This is a genomic window from Marinifilum sp. D737, assembly GCF_026672275.1.
GTDB lineage: Bacteria > Bacteroidota > Bacteroidia > Bacteroidales > Marinifilaceae > Marinifilum.
Genome location: NZ_JANQCD010000002.1, coordinates 183,750 through 203,843, shown reverse-complemented (window position 1 = coordinate 203,843; position 20,094 = coordinate 183,750). Strand labels below are relative to the sequence as shown.

Below are 20,094 nucleotides of genomic sequence, written 5' to 3'. Positions count from 1 at the left end.
TTCACATATTTACTCATTCACTTCCATTATATTTCCTAATTTTACCAGAGTAGATAAGAAATCAATAAAAATAGATACATTATGAGTGATAAAAAGCCTTCAGGACAAATAGATATTCAATTAACCGAAGAAGTAGCACAGGGAACTTATTCTAATTTAGCGGTAATTACACATTCGAGCTCCGAATTTGTGGTAGACTTTGTAAGAGTAATGCCAGGGGTTCCTAAAGCCGATGTAAAATCAAGAATTATATTGACACCAGAACATGCAAAACGTCTTCTATTGGCCTTGCAAGATAATATTCACAAGTTTGAAAGCATGCATGGACCAATTAAGAATGTAGAAGAAAACAGTGGACCACAAGGACCTGTGATTCCAATGAACTTTGGACCTACCGGACAGGCTTAATTTTTTATTTTTAACTAGTCAAGGGGTGACTAATTTACAGGATATTCATTAGTCACCTTTTGACGAGTTCAAAGCTGTAAATGTCAGGTTAACAGAATACTGATATTACGGATTTAACCAATACACACAGATAAAAAATAGATTTGTGTTTTTCGTATGATTCGGGTCATTCGTGTTCTATTCAAACAGTCTAACTAAACAACAAGTAGATATCCAACTCCTCTCACGGTATCAATTTTAATGGATTTATTTTGGTTTATTAAATTTCTTAATTTAGATAGGGTATTTTGTATGCTAGCTATGTTCCTTTTTTCCAGGGAATGGCCCCAAAGTTTTTCAGCTAGTTGTTCTTTACTAACTATTTGATTCGGGTTTTGTATCAATATCTCCAGTGCATTTTTTTCGAAATAGCTTAGCTTCTTTAGGAGTCTGTTTTTATAATATAAATTGTTGCTTTCAAGCTCTAGTCTATAATCAGATATTATTAATGACTGTTCAACTGGAATATTTGAGGTAAAGCGTTTTATATAGGAAACAAGAATGGGAATAGACAATGGTTTAGGGATGTAAGCATTTCCTCCAACATCAATTCCTCGGGTTATCAATTCTTCCTCGCTGTGAGACGATACAAAAAGTATTGGAATTTGTGGATGCCTGGTAAGAATATCTTTTGCGGTTTCAATACCGTTTTGATCTCCAATTTCCACATCTAGAATAATAACATCAGGAGCAAAATCTTCAATAATAGGCTTGATTCCTATCGTGGTGTTTTGAAAGTGTACTTTGTAATTGTACTCACTTTCGAGTATATTACTTACAAAATCACCCAAATGAATATCGTCATCAACAAATATTACTTTCAATTGTTCCATGATATTGTCAGTTATCAGTTATGCCTTGAATATTGAATTTTAGTAATTTTCTTTATTATTTTTATTGGTAATTCAATACAAAAAGTGCTGCCCTCGTCAATTTTACTTTGCAATGAAATTTTTCCCTTGTGGGCTTTAATAACTTTCTTGCTAAAGGATAAACCAATGCCATGCCCTTTTGTAATATTATCGGAACGGTAAAATTCACTAAAGATTTTTTTCTGCTCGTTTTTAGGAATACCATTACCAGAATCTTTAATGTAAATGTGAAATTTCTTTTTATCAGTTTTTGTTGAAATATCAATTTTAGCTGGTGTATCCGAATATTTAAAAGCATTGTCTATTAGGTTGCGTAATGCCATTTCAAAATACAAAGGATCTACCATTAAATTTAGGTCTTGAGAAATATTTACATCAAATTTTGCTTGTTTCTCTTGATAGATTACATTCAATTCTGATAGTATTTCTTTACATTTTAAGGCAAGAGGATAGTTCTCAGCCTTCATGACTATTTTTTGATGCTTTCCACGGAATAAGGTTAAAATCAATTCTATTTTACCATTTAGTTTCGAGATGTTAGCACTCGCATTGCTCAATAGGCTTTGCATTGGCGCCAATTCTTCTTTACTGCTCAGGTAATCCAAAAAAGTATATGTGAACGATATGGGTGATTTTAAATCGTGTACAACGCCGCTAACAGCTTGTTCGCGCCATTGCACTTGCTTTGCCTTTTGTTGCAATTTTAGTAGCAACCATAGCATAAAAAAGGAAACCAGGATAATAGCTAATACGGAAATACTTAAAGAGTAGAACATTAAACGCAGAAAAGGTATTATTTGTAGTTGGAAATTGGCCGTAAATACATAAACTCCTTTTGTTCCCAATGGAATGCTAATGTGAATTGTATTTGCAGCATTTTTCGGAATTGCATTTTTTGTTTGGTACAAGGCATCAATCATTACATCATTCTCCGAAAGCTGCATGTCGTAAAATTTGATGTATTCCAGCTCTGTAAAATTATTTCGAAACAAAGAATCGATAACTTTTAATTGTATTTTTTTCTTTGCTAAACTGATGTCTGAGTAAGCTGCTTCAAGAACCTTATGTAAAGAAAGATTTGCAGTGTATTTTTTTGTGCTGATTTCATAGCGTCCCAATTGGTGTGTAGTATCTTTATCTATTTCTTCTGTTGTTGTCACTTCAATGACAATTGTGGTAGTATTGGGCTTTTGAGGATCAGGTATAATATAGCCTTGCAGCGCATGGAAGTTTAACATACTTTCCAAACTATTTTCCAGTGTTAACCTGAAAGCTTGTTTTTCCTGTTCTATTTGCTGCTGTAACCAAATAACTTGCGAGAAAACAAGCATTGCAAGAGCAAATATCATTACCACACCTATCCTATGAAACAGTTTAATTTTCATTAAAGTAAAGGTATGCCTCTTTTTTTGTAAAAAGAAATGTTTTTTTTGTTAGATTCATTCTAAATTACATAATTTACAAAAAAAAATTCAATACTTTTCTCATCAAATTCTACATGTTATTCTCATCAACTGATTAGAATTGGTAGAGTATAACTACTGCCTGTCAAAAGTGATGCTTCTCTTACCTACACTGTTTTTTCTCTGAATTTTTGAAAGTTTTCTCATCAAAAACAGGTGAGGTTTCTCATCGAAAGTAAGCGTTTTGATTAGAAAGCTATTCGTTTTTATAGGTTTTTATGTTTTAATTTTAAAGAGGGAAAACCATTTGTTTTTAGTTCACTTAAAATGCAAAACGATGAAAACCTTAAACAATAGTAGAGCAATTGAGAAGCTTGGTAAAAACGAATTATCCTTATTAAAAGGTGGAGACGAAAGAAATTATATTGTAGTTATAATTCTTGGAAAACCTACCAAAGTATATATAAGAGTTCTTTACATTTAATTATAAGCCTAAAAATATGAGTACGTTAAAAAATTTGAATAGCACTCATTTAAGTGCAGAGCAAATAGAGACTATAAATACAAATTTGGGAAGTTTGGAAACCACATTGGTAGCCATATTAAGTAATTTATCAAGTGATGAACGTAGAAAGTATGGTAGCATAAGTGAGCAAAATAAATTGCTTGTAAATAAGGTGAACGATTATGCAATAAACCAACCAGCCTTAAAAAGCCCTGATGTAGATTGGGATGAGTTTACAAAAGACTTTAATAGTCGTACTGTTTTGGAGGGAATTATTGCTCGATTAGAAAACTTATTAACAGGTGTAAGGAATGCAAAAACTTTGCATGATTACGACAACTACCAGGCATCTTTGGATGATTATGCTTACACTAACTATAAAGTTGGTACTTCGGCTTCTGGTTTTGAATCCAAGCGCAATGAATTGAAACAATTTTTTAGCCGAACAAAAAAGGTTGGAGAAGAACAAACTGGTGAGCAGGAATAAGTTCTCAAATTGTGTTATTGGGTTTTTGATAGAAGTAGAAGGATAGCCAATAGAAGCGTTTAGGTTCTGAATAGAAATAGTAAGCTTATTTATAGAAGTGTTTAGTTCGGACAAGGCAAAATATACGATTGCAAACCCAAATTGTTTTTTTGAAAGCTCATATTTTTTATTCCGAACCCAAAGGGAATCTTAAAATGCCTAAATAGAATAATTGGAAACCTAAAACGAATTATAATGTTAATAATTAAAAATCAAAATTACTCAGAAGGAAGTATCCTTAAGCAAGCAAGGAGTCAGCGCTTGCAAATATATTAATTTAATCTTATGGCGTTATGAAAGTAGAAAGATTAGTTGCAAATTCTATGCTTGCCGCAGCTGCAGCTTCAGCTATTTCTTTATGTTGTTGTTGCAATTGCAATACCTGCTGTTGTTGCTGTGCATCATAGAGTTTATTTAGAAGAAGTCAAAAGTTTTTCCTTAGAGATTGTGACTATATGTTCTTTAATTAGAGTTTTTTGACTTCTTTTTTTCATAATTTCAGAGTATTGCCAATAGGATATTTCATGTAAATACAATATAAACTTATATCAATTTTATTTCATTTATAACACATATTATGTCATTAAAAGGGGGGTATGATATTTTTTATGATAACGAAAATAATGTTTATCAAGTAAGAACCAAGAGTGATGCTATAACAATAAGCTTTATAGATGATGAAAAAGAATTAATTTTCAAGAATATTATTGATCTATATGAGAAAAAAGATTTTTATACATTTCAACAAATTCAACGAAAATTAATTTCAAAATTTCCCTATTCCAAAATTCTTGATGTAATACAAGAGTTGTATGCAGTTTCAATTTTGAATTCAGATAATCTTGAAGAAAGTTCAGAAATATTAAAAAATGAAACTGACTTTTTGCCTTGGCTTAATGAAGAGTATAAATCGTTATCTGAAATAAAAATTGGATTTATTGGAGAGAAGGAATTAGGAGTAAAAATTAAAGAAAAGGCTTTGCTATCTAAATATAAAGAAGTTTCGATAAGAAATTTAGATGGAAAAGTGGATGAAAGTGAGATAAAAAAAATAATATCTGAGAATGATTTTTTGATCGTTGACTCTTCAGTATGGGATCCTTATTTAATGGAGCAAGTTAATGACATTGCCCTTAGCTTAAATTGCCCTTGGTTACTTATTGATGGCTTGATTGATCCGGTTAATTATAGTATAGGTCCTATTTTTCATGGACAGGATTCTGGTTGTTATGAATGCTACAGGAATAGAGTTAGAAGTAATGATGAGTTTTTTTCCTATACAAAGGTGTATGAAAACTATCTTAGAGAAAATAGAAAAATGGCGAAACCAGATGTTGTTTCAGAACCTATAAAAGACATAATAGCCAATATAGTTGTAATGGATATATCTAAATATTTAGGCGGGTGGTATCCTCCAGAAACATGGCGAGCAAGTTTGATTTTTAATTCTCAAAATTATCAATTCTCAAAGCACAATTTTTTGAAAGCTCCAATATGCTACAAGTGTAATCCAATTTTGGACTATAATACGTCTCCATGGTTAGAATCTATAACTCTAAAATCATAGAATATGGCTAACATTAGTGGTTCATTTATGAAATCTCAAAAAGTTATTTCTCCTCGCATGGGCATTTTACACAGTTTACTAAAACTCCCAAGGCAAGCTAGTGATCCTATGTCGATTAATTATGGTGTTTTTCCATGTGATTCAACAAAGTTGAATGGAGAGAAGTATGAAGGTAGGAGTAGTGGATGTAATTTTAATGTCTATGAATCTTTTATGGGTACAATAGGAGAAACTATAGAAAGATACTGCCCTGCTTTTTATAACTTATCAAAAATGGTCAGATCAAATTATAAAGATCTTACTTGTAAAGCTATTGCTCCTTCAGAGTTTAGTTTATTTCACCAAAAACAGTATTCTTCTTTCAGAGAGAAAAAATATAAGATATATCCCTTTGATGAAAAAATTAATTTGTATTGGGATAAATGTTATGACTTAACCAATGGAGATGATACCTATTGTCCTGCCGCATTTATATATCTTCCTTGGACTATTGAAGATAAATGGATATTGTCTGGCACTTCAACCGGATTAGCAGCTCATACGAATTTTTATAAAGCAATATTAACTGCTTTATATGAAATTATAGAAAGGGATGCTTTTGTAATAACTTGGCATCAAAAATTAGTTACACCCAAAATAATTATTGATGATGCAATTCAAAGTTTTTTGGATGAAACTTTTCCCTCAAAATATGAATTTCATTTTTTTGATATAACCTATGATTTAAAGGTGCCTACTGTTTTAGGTTTTTGTTTTGGAGAATCAGAATATGGTAAATTTGTTGCTATTGGTACTGCTAGTCGTAGTACTCATAACGAAGCTCTAAAGAAAGTAATACTGGAAATAAGTCAGTCTGTACCTTACTTCAGGTATATGTTGGGGGAACGTAAAGATTGGAAACCAAGTGAGGATTTCAACGAACTGTTAAGTTTTGAAGATCATTCAATAATATACTTAAAGCGTCCAGAATTACAATCAGTTTTAGATAATTGGAGGAGTGCAAAACCATCTATTACAATTGATTTTCAAGAAAAAGAAACTAGAAGTGATATTAAGATTATTACAAGCATTGTACATAGTATGAAGCAGAAGAACTATAATGTTCTTGTGAAAGATATAACTACTCCGGATGCAAACCAGGTAGGTTATTATTGCATAAGGGTTATTATTCCTCAGTTATTACAAATGGGAGGTGCTTATCCATTATATTTTCTCGGAGGGAAAAGATTGTATGAGGTTCCTGAAATTATGGGATATAAAAGTAATTCATATGATGATTTAAATAAATTTCCTCACCCATTTCCTTAAAAGTCTATATATGAAAACATCTAAAAGTAAAAATTATAGAGAAGTAGTCAATCAAATTGATGGTTCTTTTCAAAACCTAAGAAGTATTGAAAATTTATGTGCTTTGCTTTATCATGAAAATTCTAAATTATCTAGGTTTTCCTTGATAAAACAAGGGGAAGAAATTGGTAAATTTTCAAATCCTTATATCTTAAAAAGAGCTGCTCAACCTTATAAATGCTTTCCAACAAGTAAAACGATTTCGTTAAAAGATTACGAAAATACTTTCGCATTTTCAAAAGACATTTTTGAAGTAATCAAAAATAGGAGGAGTGGGCGAGAATATGATGATTATCCTATATCGGTTAATGAATTATATCAACTTCTGTTTTACAGTTATGGAATTACGAAAGAGAGAAACATAAAGGGAGAAGATGGGATTTGGTCTTATAGGGCAGTGCCATCAGGGGGAGCTTTATATCCTTTGGAATTATATGTTTATGTAAACAAAGGTCAGTTGTCTAAAGGATTTTACCATTACCGACCAGATATAAATATATTGGAGTCATTAGATGAAAAGGATCATTTGGAAGATCTTAGAAGGATTATATATGCAGAGCCTAATGTAGATTTACAAAATTGTAGTTGTATAATCTTGATATCTTCTGTTGTTCAAAGAATTTTAATGAAATATGGAGAAAGAGGGTATAGGTTTATTTTACAGGAAGTTGGTTTTGTTTCACAAAATATCTCCTTAATTAGTGAAGCCATAGGATTATCATCATGTATGATTGGAAGTTTTATAGATAATGAACTTAATAAGTTAATTAGAGCCGATGGAGTATTGGAGAGCATACAGGGTGTTATAGTCATTGGAAAAAATACAAAAGATGAAACTGAAAATTGATCATATCAATCTTAATATCGCAGGAAAACAGATTCTTAATGATGTGTCATTTGAATTAAACGATGGAGATATCTTAGCTTTATTAGGAGATAATGGAGCAGGAAAAACAACATTATTTGAAATTATAACGAATTTGATAAATCCAAGTTCTGGAAATGTTGTTTTTGATAATTCAAAATCGTTTAATTTAATAAAAAAAGATACTGGAGTATTATGGGATAATATAACTCTATTTCCTTGGCTCAAAGTAAAAGAGCTTATTAATTATGTGATGTCCATTTATAAAATAGCAGAAATTCCTAAAATTATATATGAAACTTTAGACTTGAATCGTATTGAAAATAATTTTATGCATACGCTATCTAAAGGGGAAAAAAAGAGAGTTGCTGTTCTTATTAGTACTTTGCACAATCCTAACCTTTTGCTATTAGATGAGCCTACATCAGAACTGGATCCATTAGTAAGAAAGCATATTTGGGAAAATATCTTTTGTATGAATAATAGAACGATACTATTTTCAACGCACACATGGGAAGAAGCGGTCCATTATGCAACAAAAATAGTGTTCATTTATAAAGGAAAAATAATTAATAAACCATGTGCTGTTAGAGAATTAATTAACTCGACCCAATTTTCTAAAAAGATAATTATTCATGCTAGCGAGGAGATTAAAGGAGTAACATCTTTTTCCTACAAAACAAAATCAAATATTGTATTTCTATTAAAACCTGATGATGTCGATTCGCTTAATTTGATTAAGCAGCAAACTATGAGTTTTTCGGTTTTACCAGTTGATTTAGAAGATGTATATTATTATTTAATATCGGATAAGATATGAAAACAATATTTATTGGAACATACTATCAGTTAAAAACTTTTTTACGTATTAAAAAGGCATTATTTTTTTCCTTTTTTTTTCCCTCATTTTCTTATGTTATTTTTTCTATGGTTTGGGGATTTGATAATCCGGATTATAAAGAATTTTTACTAACTGGAATTATTACATTAACTGTGGTAAGTGATTCATTATTTTCTATTGGAAGTGTTATGGTAGAATATTATCAGAATGGTCTGATAAAATTCTTTAAAGTAATACCGTATAGTTTTAATAAACACCTTATTGCACTCTTTTTGAGTAGAATAATAATAATAATTTTCTCTGTTATATTAGTTTTAATTATAGCATTTGTTTTTGATCATATAATATTTTCCTATTTGGAATTTCTGTATGTTTCAATAGGTGTTATATCTGGAATCATAATGTTTTCTTTTCTTGGGATTATAATAGCAGCATTAACAAAAGAAAACACTCAGAGCCTAAGTATTACAAATGTTTTATTTTTTTCTATAATTTTTTTGAGTGAAACTTTTTATCCCTTAGGTGAGATAAACAAAGCTTTTACAAAAGTAATAATGATAAATCCGATAACTCCTATTTTAAAGTTGACTCGCGGGAATATCGATTTAGTATCTCTTTTATCATGGATAATTGTACTTGCTGTTATTCAGTATGTATTTTTTGTGAAAACTAAAATTACAGGATAATATGTATTGGTCTATTTTACTATTTTTTCCAATTGTAGCAATGCATGAAATTGGTCATATTATAACTGCCAAACTTTTCAAGCTGAGTATCGAAAAAATTGGTTTTGAGTTTAGACCATTTCCCAGGTTTTACGTTGCTATTATTGCTCATAAAATGACTTTAACTCAAAGGATCATATTTTTATTGAGCGGGAATATTGTAACTGTAAGTCTCTTTATCGTTTTTATAGTGTTAAATGTTAATTGTCAAATTTTATATTACTTATTTGCTTTTCAGATAATTATAGAAACAAATCCTATATATTCAGATTATGTTGTTGCGATAATTTCTTATTTATATCGGGATGAATATAGAAAGTATTACACCGTGACGAAATATAGGGGAAGTAATACTGAAAAAATGAATCCAGATAGATTTAAAGAAAATTATATGTTTAGTCTAATTTGGTACTCTCATTTTATTGCATGGGGTATTTTAATTGTAATTTTATTTTCTCATTAGTTTAATTAATTGAAGTTATGAAAAAAAATGTTTTAAGACTCTTAGTAATCTCGGTTGTTTTTTTATTTCCATTTGTGTTACAAGCATCATCAGAGATAAACAAAGGAGATTCTATTTTAGAAAATATCCAAAATAAGATTTATACTGCTTTTATGAATTCTTTTGAAGAGGGAAACACTAATGATCTGATGGAGATTGAAAATGAATTAATAAAAATCAAAACTAATGATCAAATTACCTCTTATTGGATTGCATATTCAAAATATTATGAATCAATTTTTTACCTAAAAATGAGAAATAAAAAAAGTGCAAAGAAGGTAATAAATGAGGCTATTGAAATAGTTGAACTGATTGATAATAAGAATTCTGAATCATACGCATTATTGGCCAATTTATATAGTTTTTCAACACAATTTGCAGATGGAATGTTAATTGGTACTATTTCTCAGAAAGTAAAAAACAATGCAGAAAAAGCAATAAAACTCGATGAAGAAAATTTAAGGGCTTGGTATGTTTTGGGATCCAATGATTTTTATACGCCAGAAATTTATGGCGGAGGAAAAAAATGTGAAGAGCTCCTTTTAAAATCAATTTCCCTAAATGAACAGAAAATTAAAAATTCCTATATGCCTAGTTGGGGAAAAAATGATGCTTTTTCATTACTTGTGGCATATTATATAAGGAAAGAGGACTACCCAAAGGCCATAGAATATCTGGATAAAGCCCTTATATTATATCCTAATGACTATATGTTGAATCAATATGCAAAGCAACTCAAAAAATAAATTTATTTTACTTTTTTGCTTACTATTTTCTTCTTCTATTCTTTATTCTCAGGTAATTAACGGACGAATATTTGATTCAGAAAAGAAACCAATTTTTGCGGCCAATATTTTTTTACAAAGTAAGCAAAGTATTGGCACAACAAGTAATTTTGAGGGGCTGTTTAAACTGTTAGTAAATATGAACAGAGAGATAATGGAAACAGATACTATTATTTTTTCTAGGATTGGCTACCAAATAAAAAAAATACCATTAAAAGAAATTTTTAAAAAAGATTTTTTTGATATACAACTTATTGAGCAAAACATATCTTTAAATGAAGTAAAAGTGCAAGCCCGAACATCTTTTACTAAAGAGTTTTCAATTAAAGAAATGGATAAAATAAGTATATATATGTCGCCCATTTCAAATGGAGACCCACTAAAAGCAATAAGTTTTTTGCCATATAGTACGAATACTTCAGAAACAGCAAACCCAGAAATAAGAGGGAGTTCAGGTGATGTTTCACGTGTTGTTTTAAATAATGTTCCTATTTACAATCCTATAAGAAATACAAGACTTGATGGACTAGGTAATTTCAGTTTATTTAATACCGAATTAATTAAAAGCCAATTGGTATATGCTGGAAATCCTCCTCTCAAATTTGGGAATTCTATAGCTGGTTTGATTGAAATTAATACAATTGGAGAATTGGAGACATCTAAGAAGTTAAGGTTGTCCATTTCTCTTGCAAGTATCGGCGGGTTGTATTCTACAAAAATTAATAAAAACTCTTTTCTGCAAACATATGGTAATTATCAATTTTCTTCGGCCTATTTAAAAGTAAATAATAAAAATTCGTCTTTTATTAAAGATTTCAGATCTTCTGATTTTGGAGTAAATTATCATTATAATTTCACAAAAAAAATTTTTACAAATGTATATTCCTATTTTATCGATGAAGGATTTAATTCCACTAATTTCATGTACAACTACTTAGGGAGTATGAATTCAAAAAATAGAAGAGTTTTTAATGTTTTCAATTTAGGATATCAAAGCAAATCTTATACACTTATGCTCAATAATGGAATGAATTTTAGGAAGACAAAATTTAGATTTGGGAATTTTAATAATGCTCAAAAAGAAGCACAAATATATACATCAATAGATTCAAAAATTTTATTTTCTTCCAGTTTATCTTTACAAATAGGTTTAGCTCACGACTATACTAAAGAGGTATTTCGAAATACCTTACCTGTGTTGAGTTTTGATATATATCCCCAATCACCAACATTTAGTTTTAAGAATGATGTCGATAATCACAATCTTGAGGCATATTCATACATTAGATTTATTTCAAATACATTTATTTTAGGATTAGGATTAAGGAAGAATATACCTGAAGGTTCACAATGTAATTATTTATCATATCAAGGAAATATAAAATTTAATTTTAACCTGAATCATTCCTTATTGTTTTCACTTGGGAAATATAATGGCTATTCAATTCCTGATTATATAATTGAGAGTTTTAATCATATTAGTTCAAAACAAATAGCAGCTGATTATCTTTTTAGTGCAGATAATCTAAATGTGAATTTTTCAGCCTATGTAAAAAGAGAAAAACGCCCCATATATTACAATGAAAAAGGCGAAGTTAGTCAAACTGATATTAAGATTTATGGATTTGAAACTTCTTTTGATTATTCCATCTCCAAATTTAAATTCTCAGGTTCATGTGTTTTATTAAGATCTAGATTTAATGAGGGTAGCGGATGGTATAAATCGAGTAATGATATGGATTATTTTCTAAGAAACTCAATTAGTTATCAAAATAAAGATATTCTTAATGCATCCTTGAATTTTACTTTTCATCCTGGTTTATATTATACACCAATTATAAATTCTGAATATGTTGATAATGTTGATAATTATAAGCCAGTTTATGGGGAGTATAATGTAAATCAGTATAATTCTTACGGCTCAATTGATATAACGATGAATAAAATAATAAAATATAGGCATATTAATATTCTTGTATATTCAACGATCTCAAATTTACTTAATAAATCTAATCAACAAAAAAGAATGTATACAAAAGATTATTCTGTAAATGGTTACTGGAATTATCAAAAAAGATTGTTCTATTTTGGTTGTGTTTTAACAATTTGAGACGATGTAGTTCATTTTGAGAAGATAGTCAGTTCTATTGGGTAAATAAGAAATGTTCTAATTAAAATTTTAGAAATGAGATAGGTATAATGAAATAGTCGTAGATTGATTTTGTGCTGAACAGGTAGAAGATGTAGAATTTACTACATCTTATAATTAGGTGTAAGTTCTACATTACCAGTTGAAGTTCCTCTTCTTTTAGCTGCAACAAGAAACCATGAAAAAACTAGCAATGCGATAATAATGCCTACAGCATAACCTATATTTGTATCAATCGCCAAGCCTCCGTTTTTATTAGGAGCAACCAATATAAACGTAGCACAAATGGCTGTCATGAATGTTGCAGGTAAACTAATGATGAAATGATTTTTCTTTTTCTCTACCAAATACATGGCCGCTGTCCAAAGCATTACCACGGATAACAATTGATTAAAAAGACCAAGGAATTTCCAGATGGTACCAAAGCTTAGCTGAGAAAGGATAAATCCCAATACAAAAAGCGGAATGGATACGAGCAATCTACTCTTCAAAGATTTTTGCTCTAACTTAAAGAAATCTGCAATCATCAATCGAGCACTTCTAAAAGCAGTGTCTCCGGTGGTAATCGGACAGGCAATCACACCAACAATGGCGAAAATAGCTCCCACTTGTCCAAGCCAGGTGTTGCAAATTTCGTTCACAACCCATGCCGGATTATGACCCGATACAATTGTATTATTTAAGTCTGTTGCCGTTCCAAAATAGTTCATTGCAGCAGTAGCCCAAATAATTGCTACAATTCCTTCTGCTATCATGGCACCAAAAAACACAGGACGACCATAGCTTTCTTTACGCATGCAGCGTGCCATCATAGGCGATTGTGTAGAATGAAAACCAGATATTGCACCACAAGATATTACAATAAACATCATAGGGTACAAGATGTTTTGCATAGGATTGGAATGCATGTTTTTCACCTGATCAATGGATAATTCATTCAGGTGAAAACTTCCGTTAAATCCATTGTATATCATTACACCTGCAATGCTAAAGGCCATAATTAATAATGCAGCTCCAAAAACAGGATAAATCTTACCAATAATTTTATTGATAGGAAGTAGGGTTGCAATTAAATAATATGCAAAAATTCCATACAACCAGTATTGTAAACCTCCACCACTTAAATCTTTAAGCAAACCGGCAGGACCGGTAACAAAGGCAACACCAACCATAATTAGTAATGCAAAGGTGATGATGGCTAGAATTACTTTTGCAGGAAGACCCAGGTACTTTCCAACAATCTCTGGTAAACTAGCTCCATCGTTTCTAATGGACAACATTCCGGAAAAGTAATCATGAACTGCTCCCATAAAAATACAGCCGAAAACAATCCAAATGTAGGCAACAGGACCATACATAGCACCTAGTATTGCACCAAAAATAGGACCTAAACCTGCTATGTTTAAAAACTGGATGGTAAACATTTTCCAGCTTGGCATAGGAATGAAGTCTACACCATCTTCCAGTCGAACTGCTGGAGTTTTTATTTTATCATTGGCTCCAAAGAAGCGTTCTATAAATTTCCCATAAATAAAGTATCCAATTACCAATGCAGCAATTGCAGTTAAGAATGTAATCATAGCTCAATTCAATTTGAAGTCAAAATTAGCGATTTTTACCAAATCGAATCATTGGGAATCTACTTTAAGTAGGAAGCAAGAGTAGTTATAGACTTGCATGGATGAAGAATAAACGATTTATTTCTTTATTAATGACTTGATTATTTTGAATTTATCATTTATCCTACTGGGAAATTATATGGAGAACCATTGATAAATAGTGGTATTCTAAGAGACTGTTATCATGGAAAATAAAAAAGGATTAATAAGTCTTTTTTGAACTGATTTCCAAGTGCAATTAAGATTTGTTTTAAGTACTCTAATCTTTATATTTGCTAAGCTCTAAAATTTGCAAATTCAATTGTGAAATGAGCAAACCTGAATATAGAAATAATAATTAGTGATTAGTTGATTTACTTAGATACAGAATAAGGAGTGATTATTTTATTTTGGGGTATCTCAATAAATTAACGTCAAAACTGATGTAAAAACACATATAGAATGAAAGGTTTAAAAATTGTTGTTCTTGCGAAGCAGGTTCCTGACACCAGAAATGTTGGGAAGGATGCTATGAAAGCGGATGGAACTGTGAACAGAGCGGCTTTGCCGGCAATCTTCAACCCTGAAGATTTGAATGCATTGGAACAAGCATTACGTTTGAAAGATAAGTACGAAGGCACAGAAGTTACTCTTTTAACCATGGGACCAGGTAGAGCTGCGGAAATTATTCGTGAAGGTCTATACCGTGGAGCCGACAATGGTATCCTTTTGTCTGACCGCGCATTTGCTGGTTCTGACACATTGGCTACTTCATACGCTTTGTCATGTACCCTTAAGAAAATGGGTAAAATTGATATTATTATTGCTGGTCGTCAGGCAATTGATGGTGATACTGCTCAGGTAGGTCCTCAGGTTGCTGAAAAACTAGGATTTCCACAAATTACTTATGCAGAAGATATTGTATCTGCAGAAAAAGGTAATGTTGTTGTAAAACGTCGTTTAGAGCGTGGTGTTGAAACCGTTGAAGGTAAAATGCCAATGGTTGTTACCGTTAATGCTTCTGCTCCTGAATGTCGTCCTCGTAACGCTAAGTTTGTAATGAAATACAAGCATGCAAGAGCGGTTTCTGAAATGCAAAATGCAACAGAAGATTATATTGCATTACACAGCAATCGTCCTTACCTAAATATTGGTGAGTGGAGTGTAAACGATATCGATACAAATGCAGAAGAACTTGGTTTAACAGGATCTCCTACAAAAGTGAAATCTATCGAAAACGTAGTTTTCCAAGCTAAAGAGGCAAAGGTTCTTGAGCCAACCGATGCTGATATGGGTGAGTTAATGAAAGAATTAATTGCTAACCACACTATTGGATAACAAATCAGTTATCAGTTATCGGTTACCAGTTATCATCTTTGTTGACTGTTTACTGATTACTGCTCACTGAAAAAGTGAAATTTAAAAAAGATTATACCGTGAATAACGTATTTGTATATTGCGAAATAGAAGAAGGTCAGGTTGCAGATGTAAGTCTTGAACTTCTTACAAAAGGTAGAAAACTAGCTGACGATTTAAAATGTGAGTTAGAAGCTATCGTAATCGGACATGAATTAAAAGGTGTGGAAAAGCAAGTTATGCCTTTCGGTGTAGATAAGGTATGGATTGCTGATGATAAGCGTTTGTATCCATACACAACTCTTCCTCACACTTCAATCCTGGTAAAACTATTCGAAGAAGAAAAACCACAAATCGCTTTGATGGGTGCAACAAGCATCGGTCGTGATTTGGGGCCTCGTGTTTCTTCGGCTCTTCACTCTGGTCTTACTGCAGACTGTACAAGTCTTGTAATTGGTGATCACGAAGACAAGAAAAACAAGAAAGAATACAAAGATTTGTTGTATCAGATTCGTCCTGCATTTGGTGGTAACATTGTTGCAACCATTATCAATCCTGATTGTCGCCCACAGATGGCAACTGTTCGTGAGGGTGTAATGAAGAAGGAAATTGTTTCTGACGCATACAAAGGAAAAGTTAAAAATATCGATGTAGAAAAATATGTGAAGCCGGAAGACTTTGTAATTAAAGTAATCGAGCGTCACATGGAGAAGTCGAAAGTTAACATCAAAAACGCTGGTATTATTGTAGCTGGTGGTTACGGTGTAGGTTCAAAAGCGAACTTCGATTTGTTAACTGAATTGGCAGAAGTTATTGGTGGTGAAGTAGGTGCTTCGCGTGCTGCAGTTGATGCTGGTTTTGCTTCTCATGAGCGTCAAATTGGTCAAACAGGTGTTACTGTACGTCCTAAGTTGTATATCGCTTGCGGTATCTCAGGTCAGATTCAGCACACTGCAGGTATGGAAGAATCAGCAATGGTAATTGCGATCAATACCGATAAAAATGCGCCAATCAACGCTTTCGCTGATTACGTAATTACTGGTGATATTGCAGAAGTATTACCTAAGATGATTAAGCAATACAAAGAAAACACAAAGTAATGTTTAATGATGAATGTATAATGATCAATGAATCATTAAACAATCAAAGTAATCATTAATCGTTAACCATTAAACATTAAGAAAATGGCTAATTTCTATAGAGATAACGAGGATATGAAGTTCCACCTGGAACATCCTTTAATGAAAAAAATTGTTGCACTTAAAGAGCGCAACTTCGAAGATAAAGACAAGTACGATTATGCTCCTCTTGATTTTGAGGATGCAATGGATTCTTACGATCGTACTTTAGAAATTGTAGGTGAAATTTGTGGTGATATTATTGGTCCAAACGCTGAAGGTGTTGACCAGGAAGGTCCACAGGTTGTAAACGACCGTGTAATTTATGCAAAAGGTACTGCTGAAAACCACGAAGCTTTAACCAAAGCGGGTTTAATTGGTATGTCTCTTCCACGTGAGTACGATGGGTTGAACTTCCCAATTGTACCTTACGTAATGGCTGCTGAATTGGTATCTCGTGCGGATGGTGGTTTTGCTAACATCTGGGGACTTCAGGATTGTGCTGAAACCATTCACGAATTTGCATCGAAAGAACAAAAAGCTGAATACCTTCCTCGTTTTGCTAAAGGTGCTACTGCTGCAATGGATTTAACTGAGCCAGATGCAGGTTCTGACCTTCAGGCTGTACAGTTGAAAGCAACTTATAACAAAGAAGAAGATCAGTGGTATTTGAACGGTGTGAAGCGTTTCATTACCAACGGTGATGGGGATGTTTCATTGGTTCTTGCTCGTTCTGAAGAAGGAACTACCGATGGTCGTGGTCTTTCTATGTTCATTTACGACAAGAAGCACATGGCTGTTAAAGTTCGTCGTATCGAGCATAAAATGGGTATCATTGGTTCTCCAACTTGTGAGTTGGTATTCACCAATGCTCCTGCTGAATTGGTTGGTTCTCGTAAAATGGGATTAATCAAGTATGTAATGTCGTTGATGAACGGTGCACGTTTAGGTGTAGGTGCTCAGTCGGTAGGTATTGCTGAAGCTGCATACCGCGAAGGTTTGGCTTACGCTAAGGAACGTCGTCAGTTTGGTAAAGCAATTATCGAATTCCCTGCGGTTTACGAAATGCTTACTAATATGGAAGCGAAATTGAATGCTTCTCGTTCAGTATTGTATGAAACATCTCGTTTTGTTGATGTTTACAAATCATATTTCCACATTTCTCAAGATCGCTCTTTAGATAAGGATGAGAGAATGGATATGAAAAAATATCAGAAATTAGCTGATGTATTTACTCCATTGTTGAAGTTGTTTGCTTCTGAATTCTGTAACGAAATTGCTTACGATTCATTGCAAGTTCACGCTGGTTCGGGGTACATGAAAGATTACCCAATTGAGCGTTTGGTTCGTGATGCTCGTATTACCAATATTTACGAAGGAACTACTCAGTTGCAGGTTGTTGCTGCTATTCGTGGGGTAACTACAGGTGCATATTTAGGTCAAATCAAAGAGTACGAAGCTTCTGATTTGAACCCTCAGTACGAGTACCTAAGAACTACTTTAAAAGCAATGACAGCTAAGTACGAAGAGGCTGTAGCTAAAGTGAATGAAATAAATGCTACTGCTGATCACAACGATTTCCTTGATTTCCATGCTCGTCGTTTGGTAGAAATGGCTGGTTACATCATCATGGGATACTTGTTGTTGACTGATACTACAAGAAATGATAAATACCATGCATCATGTGAAGTATTCGTTAAAATGGGTAAAGCAAAAGTTGCTTCTTACCTTGAATACATCATGTCTTCAGAATTGAAAGATCTGGGTATTTTCAAAAAATAATACAGTCTAAGACTTAATGTAAAGAGGTTCTCATTAGTGGGAACCTCTTTTTTTGTGAAAGCCTTGAAATTCTATGAACAATACAATGATGCACTGACGCATAGTTCTAATTCCACATTCACACCATAACAAAATTCCACTCCCTATAGCTATCGGACACGAAAACTTTCATTTCTGTTGGTGATTCAGATTTTATCATGAAAGTTTTTATATCATTTACATTTCATAGTGAAGCGTAATCGAAACTGGGTATTGTTAAAGTGAAATGCTGATGTATTATTAATTAGGCAATTGGAGTAATACGAGCAAATGGTGCATATTAATTAATAATCGGTATTATTCTCTCTCCCAAAAAACATTAGGGAATGGCTAATGTTAATTCTCCGTTAACTCAAATTAACGATTCCTTAAAATAATTTTTCATGCAACTCTAGTGAAAGAAACTAGTTTTGACGGCAGTTATTAAGATAATATGTCTGCTTAATTACATTAAGATTACATACTACTAAAACAAACCATATGAAAGGAAAGAAATTATTTGTTAGTGCCATTGCACTATTTTTAGGATTTGCTGCTGTAGCACAAGAAAAATCAGACTTTACTCCATCGGGTAAAGTAAATGGTAAAGTGTTTTTTAACTACCATTACGATATGACAGATGGTGAAGATCAGGAAAGTAGCTTCGAAATTAAAAGAGCTTATTTTGGCTACGATTACAATATCGCGAAAGGCTTAAAGGCTAGTATTACATTAGATGTTGGCAAAAACGAGGGTGGTAGCGATTACACTGCTTATCTTAAAAAAGCACAATTGGAATGGAAAGCTTCATCGGCAGTTAAGCTTTCTTTGGGTATGATTGGAACCGTGCAATTTAAAGAGCAGGAAAAATTTTGGGGATATCGTTATATCATGAAATCGTTTAACGACCAGTATGGTTTCGGATCAAGTGCAGATTTAGGGATCAAAGCCAACATTAAATTAAGCGATGCTTTTTCTGCAAACGCTTTTGTGATTAATGGAGAAGGATATAAGAAAGTGCAAGATGAAGATGGTAAGCAAAGAGTGGGGGCAAGCTTGGTTTATAAAAACAAAGGTTTCATTGCTAAAGCATATGTTGATGCCAATTCAGGTAAGCTTGTAAAAGAAGATGGTAGCGAAGATGATGTAACCACTTCGGCTTTGGCTTTCTTTGCAGGATATAAATTCTCAGATAAATTCAGATTAGCAGCAGAATACAACATGTTAACCAATGGTACGAAGTACTCTAAAGTTGCTGAAGATCATGATATGGAAGGTTTGTCTGTTTACTCTACTTATACATTCGACAAAAAGTGGGAAGTATTCGGAAGATACGATTACCTAACATCAAATACTTTGGAAGGTGAAACCGAAAAATGGAACGCTAAGAACGGTAGTGCGATTACGGCAGGTGTTCAGTATGCTCCGGTAAAGAATGTAAAAATGGCATTCAACTACCAAGGTTTTAACTTTAAGCAAGAGGGTATCGATACCAACTCATTACTATATGTAAATCTTGAGTTTAAGTTTTAAGAATTTTTGATAGGATTAACCTGAATTTTTAAAGAACATGACCGAATTTGGCATAAATTCACAAAAATCCCTTCGAAATATCTTAATATTTCTGCAAAAAAAAGTGAGGGAAAATTTACCCAAAACATGTAAACTGTGACAATATTTTTAATTGA

The 20,094-nt window shown here is 32.3% G+C and carries 17 protein-coding genes; 14 read left to right on the top strand and 3 right to left on the bottom strand.

The window, feature by feature from the left end; all coding sequences use genetic code 11:
• The first annotated feature begins 81 nt into the window (after window positions 1–81).
• Window positions 82–408, top strand: a complete 327-nt coding sequence (locus NQ163_RS03145) for a DUF3467 domain-containing protein (protein ID WP_268188839.1) — start codon at window positions 82–84, stop codon at window positions 406–408.
• 194 nt (window positions 409–602) lie between these two features.
• On the opposite strand, the gene NQ163_RS03140 is transcribed toward NQ163_RS03145, so the two are convergent.
• Both NQ163_RS03140 and NQ163_RS03135 read right to left on the bottom strand, forming a co-directional pair.
• Window positions 603–1,280 carry a response regulator transcription factor gene (locus NQ163_RS03140; RefSeq protein ID WP_268188838.1) on the bottom strand — a complete coding sequence of 226 codons (678 nt, stop codon included), beginning with the start codon at window positions 1,278–1,280 and terminating at the stop codon, window positions 603–605.
• A 14-nt stretch (window positions 1,281–1,294) separates the two neighbouring features.
• Window positions 1,295–2,704, bottom strand: a complete 1,410-nt coding sequence (locus NQ163_RS03135) for a sensor histidine kinase (protein ID WP_268188837.1) — start codon at window positions 2,702–2,704, stop codon at window positions 1,295–1,297.
• A gap of 355 nt (window positions 2,705–3,059) precedes the next feature.
• Between NQ163_RS03135 and NQ163_RS03130 the strand changes: the two genes are divergently transcribed.
• The 9 genes from NQ163_RS03130 to NQ163_RS03090 all read left to right on the top strand — a co-directional run bounded on the left by NQ163_RS03130 (window position 3,060) and on the right by NQ163_RS03090 (window position 12,495).
• Entirely contained in the window at window positions 3,060–3,206 is a 147-nt protein-coding gene (locus tag NQ163_RS03130; protein ID WP_268188836.1) for a hypothetical protein, read from the top strand.
• Between the two features lie 16 nt (window positions 3,207–3,222).
• On the top strand, window positions 3,223–3,714 hold the full coding sequence (locus tag NQ163_RS03125; RefSeq protein ID WP_268188835.1) for a hypothetical protein: 492 nt from the start codon (window positions 3,223–3,225) through the stop codon (window positions 3,712–3,714).
• A 616-nt stretch (window positions 3,715–4,330) separates the two neighbouring features.
• Window positions 4,331–5,320, top strand: coding sequence for a TOMM precursor leader peptide-binding protein (locus tag NQ163_RS03120; protein WP_268188834.1), 990 nt, complete (start codon window positions 4,331–4,333; stop codon window positions 5,318–5,320).
• A 3-nt stretch (window positions 5,321–5,323) separates the two neighbouring features.
• Window positions 5,324–6,628, top strand: coding sequence for a YcaO-like family protein (locus NQ163_RS03115; protein WP_268188833.1), 1,305 nt, complete (start codon window positions 5,324–5,326; stop codon window positions 6,626–6,628).
• 10 nt (window positions 6,629–6,638) lie between these two features.
• Window positions 6,639–7,514 (top strand): SagB/ThcOx family dehydrogenase, encoded by an 876-nt coding sequence (locus NQ163_RS03110; RefSeq protein WP_268188832.1) that lies wholly within the window; start codon window positions 6,639–6,641, stop codon window positions 7,512–7,514.
• Window positions 7,498–8,352, top strand: coding sequence for an ABC transporter ATP-binding protein (locus NQ163_RS03105; protein WP_268188831.1), 855 nt, complete (start codon window positions 7,498–7,500; stop codon window positions 8,350–8,352). The genes NQ163_RS03110 and NQ163_RS03105 overlap by 17 nt, the downstream gene beginning before the upstream one ends.
• On the top strand, window positions 8,349–9,059 hold the full coding sequence (locus NQ163_RS03100; protein ID WP_268188830.1) for an ABC transporter permease: 711 nt from the start codon (window positions 8,349–8,351) through the stop codon (window positions 9,057–9,059). The genes NQ163_RS03105 and NQ163_RS03100 overlap by 4 nt, the downstream gene beginning before the upstream one ends.
• Before the next feature lie 519 nt (window positions 9,060–9,578).
• Window positions 9,579–10,346: a tetratricopeptide repeat protein gene (locus tag NQ163_RS03095; protein WP_268188829.1), complete on the top strand. Its 768-nt coding sequence runs from the start codon at window positions 9,579–9,581 to the stop codon at window positions 10,344–10,346.
• Window positions 10,324–12,495 carry a TonB-dependent receptor gene (locus NQ163_RS03090; protein WP_268188828.1) on the top strand — a complete coding sequence of 724 codons (2,172 nt, stop codon included), beginning with the start codon at window positions 10,324–10,326 and terminating at the stop codon, window positions 12,493–12,495. The genes NQ163_RS03095 and NQ163_RS03090 overlap by 23 nt, the downstream gene beginning before the upstream one ends.
• A 143-nt stretch (window positions 12,496–12,638) precedes the next feature.
• On the opposite strand, the gene NQ163_RS03085 is transcribed toward NQ163_RS03090, so the two are convergent.
• Window positions 12,639–14,114, bottom strand: a complete 1,476-nt coding sequence (locus tag NQ163_RS03085; protein WP_268188827.1) for a carbon starvation CstA family protein — start codon at window positions 14,112–14,114, stop codon at window positions 12,639–12,641.
• Between the two features lie 480 nt (window positions 14,115–14,594).
• Between NQ163_RS03085 and NQ163_RS03080 the strand changes: the two genes are divergently transcribed.
• The 4 genes from NQ163_RS03080 (at window position 14,595) to NQ163_RS03065 (ending at window position 19,939) form a co-directional block, all read left to right on the top strand.
• Entirely contained in the window at window positions 14,595–15,470 is an 876-nt protein-coding gene (locus NQ163_RS03080) for an electron transfer flavoprotein subunit beta/FixA family protein (RefSeq protein ID WP_268188826.1), read from the top strand.
• A 98-nt stretch (window positions 15,471–15,568) separates the two neighbouring features.
• Window positions 15,569–16,588 carry an electron transfer flavoprotein subunit alpha/FixB family protein gene (locus NQ163_RS03075; RefSeq protein WP_268188825.1) on the top strand — a complete coding sequence of 340 codons (1,020 nt, stop codon included), beginning with the start codon at window positions 15,569–15,571 and terminating at the stop codon, window positions 16,586–16,588.
• Between the two features lie 84 nt (window positions 16,589–16,672).
• Entirely contained in the window at window positions 16,673–18,388 is a 1,716-nt protein-coding gene (locus NQ163_RS03070) for an acyl-CoA dehydrogenase family protein (protein WP_268188824.1), read from the top strand.
• 519 nt (window positions 18,389–18,907) lie between these two features.
• A complete protein-coding gene (locus tag NQ163_RS03065) occupies window positions 18,908–19,939 on the top strand; it encodes a hypothetical protein (protein WP_268188823.1) in 1,032 nt (343 codons plus the stop codon).
• Window positions 19,940–20,094 lie beyond the last annotated feature (155 nt).

Excerpts from the sequence above, each read along its gene's own strand:
- NQ163_RS03145 (WP_268188839.1), top strand. The coding sequence starts at position 82 with ATGAGTGATAAAAAGCCTTCAGGACAAATAGATATTCAATTAACCGAA.
- NQ163_RS03140 (WP_268188838.1), bottom strand. The coding sequence starts at position 1,280 with ATGGAACAATTGAAAGTAATATTTGTTGATGACGATATTCATTTGGGT.
- NQ163_RS03135 (WP_268188837.1), bottom strand. The coding sequence starts at position 2,704 with ATGAAAATTAAACTGTTTCATAGGATAGGTGTGGTAATGATATTTGCT.
- NQ163_RS03130 (WP_268188836.1), top strand. The coding sequence starts at position 3,060 with ATGAAAACCTTAAACAATAGTAGAGCAATTGAGAAGCTTGGTAAAAAC.
- NQ163_RS03125 (WP_268188835.1), top strand. The coding sequence starts at position 3,223 with ATGAGTACGTTAAAAAATTTGAATAGCACTCATTTAAGTGCAGAGCAA.
- NQ163_RS03120 (WP_268188834.1), top strand. The coding sequence starts at position 4,331 with ATGTCATTAAAAGGGGGGTATGATATTTTTTATGATAACGAAAATAAT.
- NQ163_RS03115 (WP_268188833.1), top strand. The coding sequence starts at position 5,324 with ATGGCTAACATTAGTGGTTCATTTATGAAATCTCAAAAAGTTATTTCT.
- NQ163_RS03110 (WP_268188832.1), top strand. The coding sequence starts at position 6,639 with ATGAAAACATCTAAAAGTAAAAATTATAGAGAAGTAGTCAATCAAATT.
- NQ163_RS03105 (WP_268188831.1), top strand. The coding sequence starts at position 7,498 with ATGAAACTGAAAATTGATCATATCAATCTTAATATCGCAGGAAAACAG.
- NQ163_RS03100 (WP_268188830.1), top strand. The coding sequence starts at position 8,349 with ATGAAAACAATATTTATTGGAACATACTATCAGTTAAAAACTTTTTTA.
- NQ163_RS03095 (WP_268188829.1), top strand. The coding sequence starts at position 9,579 with ATGAAAAAAAATGTTTTAAGACTCTTAGTAATCTCGGTTGTTTTTTTA.
- NQ163_RS03090 (WP_268188828.1), top strand. The coding sequence starts at position 10,324 with ATGCAAAGCAACTCAAAAAATAAATTTATTTTACTTTTTTGCTTACTA.
- NQ163_RS03085 (WP_268188827.1), bottom strand. The coding sequence starts at position 14,114 with ATGATTACATTCTTAACTGCAATTGCTGCATTGGTAATTGGATACTTT.
- NQ163_RS03080 (WP_268188826.1), top strand. The coding sequence starts at position 14,595 with ATGAAAGGTTTAAAAATTGTTGTTCTTGCGAAGCAGGTTCCTGACACC.
- NQ163_RS03070 (WP_268188824.1), top strand. The coding sequence starts at position 16,673 with ATGGCTAATTTCTATAGAGATAACGAGGATATGAAGTTCCACCTGGAA.
- NQ163_RS03065 (WP_268188823.1), top strand. The coding sequence starts at position 18,908 with ATGAAAGGAAAGAAATTATTTGTTAGTGCCATTGCACTATTTTTAGGA.